Genomic DNA, 2,551 nt, shown 5'->3' with positions numbered 1-2,551 from the left:
GCCAGGGACACCACCAGGAAGCGCAGGATGGGGTCGGTGCGCAGCTTATGCCAGGCGCCGGAGAGGGTCATCATGCCGTTGATCATGCCGCCCCAGGAGGGCGCCAGGAGGATCAGCGACATCACCATGCCCAGGGACTGCGCCCAGTCGGGCAGCGCGGTGTAGTGCAGGTGGTGCGGGCCGGCCCAGATGTACAGGGTGATCAGCGCCCAGAAGTGGACGATGGACAGGCGGTAGGAGTAAACCGGGCGCTCGGCCTGCTTGGGCACGAAGTAGTACATCATGCCGAGGAAGCCGGTGGTCAGGAAGAAGCCCACGGCGTTGTGGCCGTACCACCACTGGACCATGGCGTCGGTGGCGCCGGCATAGATGGAGTAGGACTTGAACCAGCCGACCGGGATCTCCAGGTTGTTGACGATGTGCAGCATCGCCGTGACCAGGATGAAGCCGCCGTAGAACCAGTTGCCCACGTAGATGTGCTTGGTCTGGCGCTTGACGATGGTGCCGAAGAACACCACGGCGTAGGTGACCCAGACGATGGCGATCAGGATGTCGATCGGCCATTCCAGCTCGGCGTACTCCTTGGAGGAGGTGTAGCCCAGCGGCAGGGTGATGCCGGCCAGCACGATCACCGCCTGCCAGCCCCAGAAGGTGAAGGCGGCCAGGCTATCGGAAATCAGGCGGGTCTGACAGGTGCGTTGCACCACGTAGTAGGAGGTTGCGAACAGAGCACAGCCGCCGAAGGCGAAGATCACCAGGTTGGTGTGCAGCGGGCGAAGTCGCCCGAAACTGGTCCACGGCAGCCCGAAGTTCAGCTCGGGCCATACCAACTGTGAGGCGATGAAAACACCCATCCCCATTCCTAGTATCCCCCAGACCACCGTCATGATGGCGAACTGGCGGATTACCTTATAGTTATAAGCAGTCGGACTGATTGCTGTGCTCATTCTAAGGTTCCACGGTTTTTTTGCTATTTAGGGACAAAAAACGGCGGCAAGTATGTAGAAAGCCAGTAGGCAATGCAACGCGCCGGAATAGGCTCCGGAGCCGCTGCGCATGCCGCTTTGAGGGCATTTCTGCCAATGTTTTTCAGGCTCTCTGCCGGCGTTGAAACCCTGATAAGCGTAGGGTTTCCCCGAATTACCAGCGACTCACGGATGGAATGAGCTTAGTCTTGATCTAGAGCAGTGTGAAGGAATGGCGCGCGCCAGGTGCGACACTTGGTCGCGTAACTGCGCGGAAGTTGCTCGCGCCCGGGCGGGCGCGAGCGGCAGGGGGTCAGTTGGCGTTCTCCGGGCGGGAAATGTTGTAGATGTACGCGGCCAGGACGTGGACCTTGTCCTTGCCCAGGTAGGCTTCCTGGGCCGGCATCTGGCCCTGGCGGCCATGGCGGATGGTCTGCTGCAGCTGGGCGAAGCCCGAGCCGTAGATGAACGCACCCGGGTGGGTCAGGTCCGGCGCGCCCAGGGCGGCGGTGCCCTTGCCTTCGGGGCCGTGGCAGGCGATGCAGGTGGTGGCGAAGAGTTTCTCGCCATTGGCCACCTGGGCATCGGTCACGCCTTCGGGCAGCTTGCGGCCGTCCAGCTTGGTGGTGACGAATGCAGCCACGTCATGCACGCCCTGGTCGCCCAGCACCTCGCCCCAGGCCGGCATCACCGCGTGGCGGCCGCCCAGGATGGTGGTCTGGATGGTCTGCGCGTCGCCACCCCAGCGCCAGTCCTGGTCGGTCAGGTTGGGGAAGCCCATGGCGCCCTTGGCGTCGGAGCCGTGGCAGATCGAGCAGTAGGTGGCGAACAGGCGCTCGCCGGTCTTCAGCGCCGCCGGGTCCTTGGCCACTTCCTCGACGGACATGGCCGAGTACTTGGCGAAGATCGGCGCATATTTCTCGTCGGCCATGGCCTGCTCGCGTTCCAGCTGCTTCACCTGGGTCCAGCCGTCGGTGTAGCCCGGCAGGATGCCCTTCCAGTTGCCCAGGCCCGGGTACAGGGCCAGGTAGCCGACGGCGAAGACGATGGTGCCCACGAACAGCAGGAACCACCAGCGCGGCAGCGGGTTGTCGTATTCCTCGATACCGTCGAAGGAGTGCCCCATGGTCTGGTCGGTGGCGCCCTTGGTCTCGCCGCTGCGGGTGGCGAAGACCAGCCATAGCAGGGCGATCAGCGATCCGACGGTCAGTACGGTGATGTACAGACTCCAGAAGGTAGTCATGCTTTGTTGCTCCCAGAAGCTTGTTCATGCTCGGCGTGGCGCAGAGCCTGCGGGTCGTCGGCGAAGGGCAGCAGGGCGTCGGCGTCGAAGCGCTGCTTGCGCTTGCCGCTGTAGGCCCAGAGGGTGACGCCGATGAAGGCGAGCATCACCACGACGGTGCCGAGGCCGCGGATGGTTCCGATGTCCATGGCCATCACCGCTTGTTCTTGATCGCTGTGCCCAGGCCCTGCAGGTAGGCCACCAGGGCGTCCATCTCGCTCTTGCCCTGGACGCTGTCGCGGGCGCCGGCGATGTCCTCGTCGGTGTAGGGCACGCCGAGGGTGCGCATGGCCTTCAGCTTGCC

General features: G+C 63.9%; 3 protein-coding genes and 1 pseudogene. All 4 read right to left on the bottom strand.

Features of this window, described 5'->3' with window-relative positions; translation table 11 throughout:
- Positions 1-947 (bottom strand): cbb3-type cytochrome c oxidase subunit I (locus DK254_RS25670; RefSeq protein ID WP_109937301.1); only part of this gene is annotated, 947 nt, incomplete at its 3' end.
- A 331-nt stretch (positions 948-1,278) separates the two neighbouring features.
- Positions 1,279-2,208: a cytochrome-c oxidase, cbb3-type subunit III gene (gene ccoP, locus DK254_RS25665; RefSeq protein WP_109936076.1), complete on the bottom strand. Its 930-nt coding sequence runs from the start codon at positions 2,206-2,208 to the stop codon at positions 1,279-1,281.
- Positions 2,205-2,396 (bottom strand): CcoQ/FixQ family Cbb3-type cytochrome c oxidase assembly chaperone, encoded by a 192-nt coding sequence (locus tag DK254_RS25660; RefSeq protein ID WP_024128706.1) that lies wholly within the window; start codon positions 2,394-2,396, stop codon positions 2,205-2,207. The genes ccoP and DK254_RS25660 overlap by 4 nt, the downstream gene beginning before the upstream one ends.
- A 5-nt stretch (positions 2,397-2,401) precedes the next feature.
- Positions 2,402-2,551: pseudogene (locus DK254_RS25655) on the bottom strand (cytochrome-c oxidase, cbb3-type subunit II); the annotation flags it as partial.

The sequence above is a fragment of the Pseudomonas sp. RW407 genome, from assembly GCF_003176655.1.
GTDB classification, from domain to species: Bacteria; Pseudomonadota; Gammaproteobacteria; order Pseudomonadales; family Pseudomonadaceae; genus Pseudomonas; species Pseudomonas delhiensis.
The sequence above is the reverse complement of the archived record's forward strand: the minus strand, read 5'-3'. Positions and strand labels throughout refer to the sequence as shown.

What these genes read in the sequence shown, in the direction of transcription:
- DK254_RS25660 (WP_024128706.1), bottom strand. Translation starts at nt 2,396, where the DNA reads ATGGACATCGGAACCATCCGCGGCCTCGGCACCGTCGTGGTGATGCTC.
- ccoP (WP_109936076.1), bottom strand. Translation starts at nt 2,208, where the DNA reads ATGACTACCTTCTGGAGTCTGTACATCACCGTACTGACCGTCGGATCG.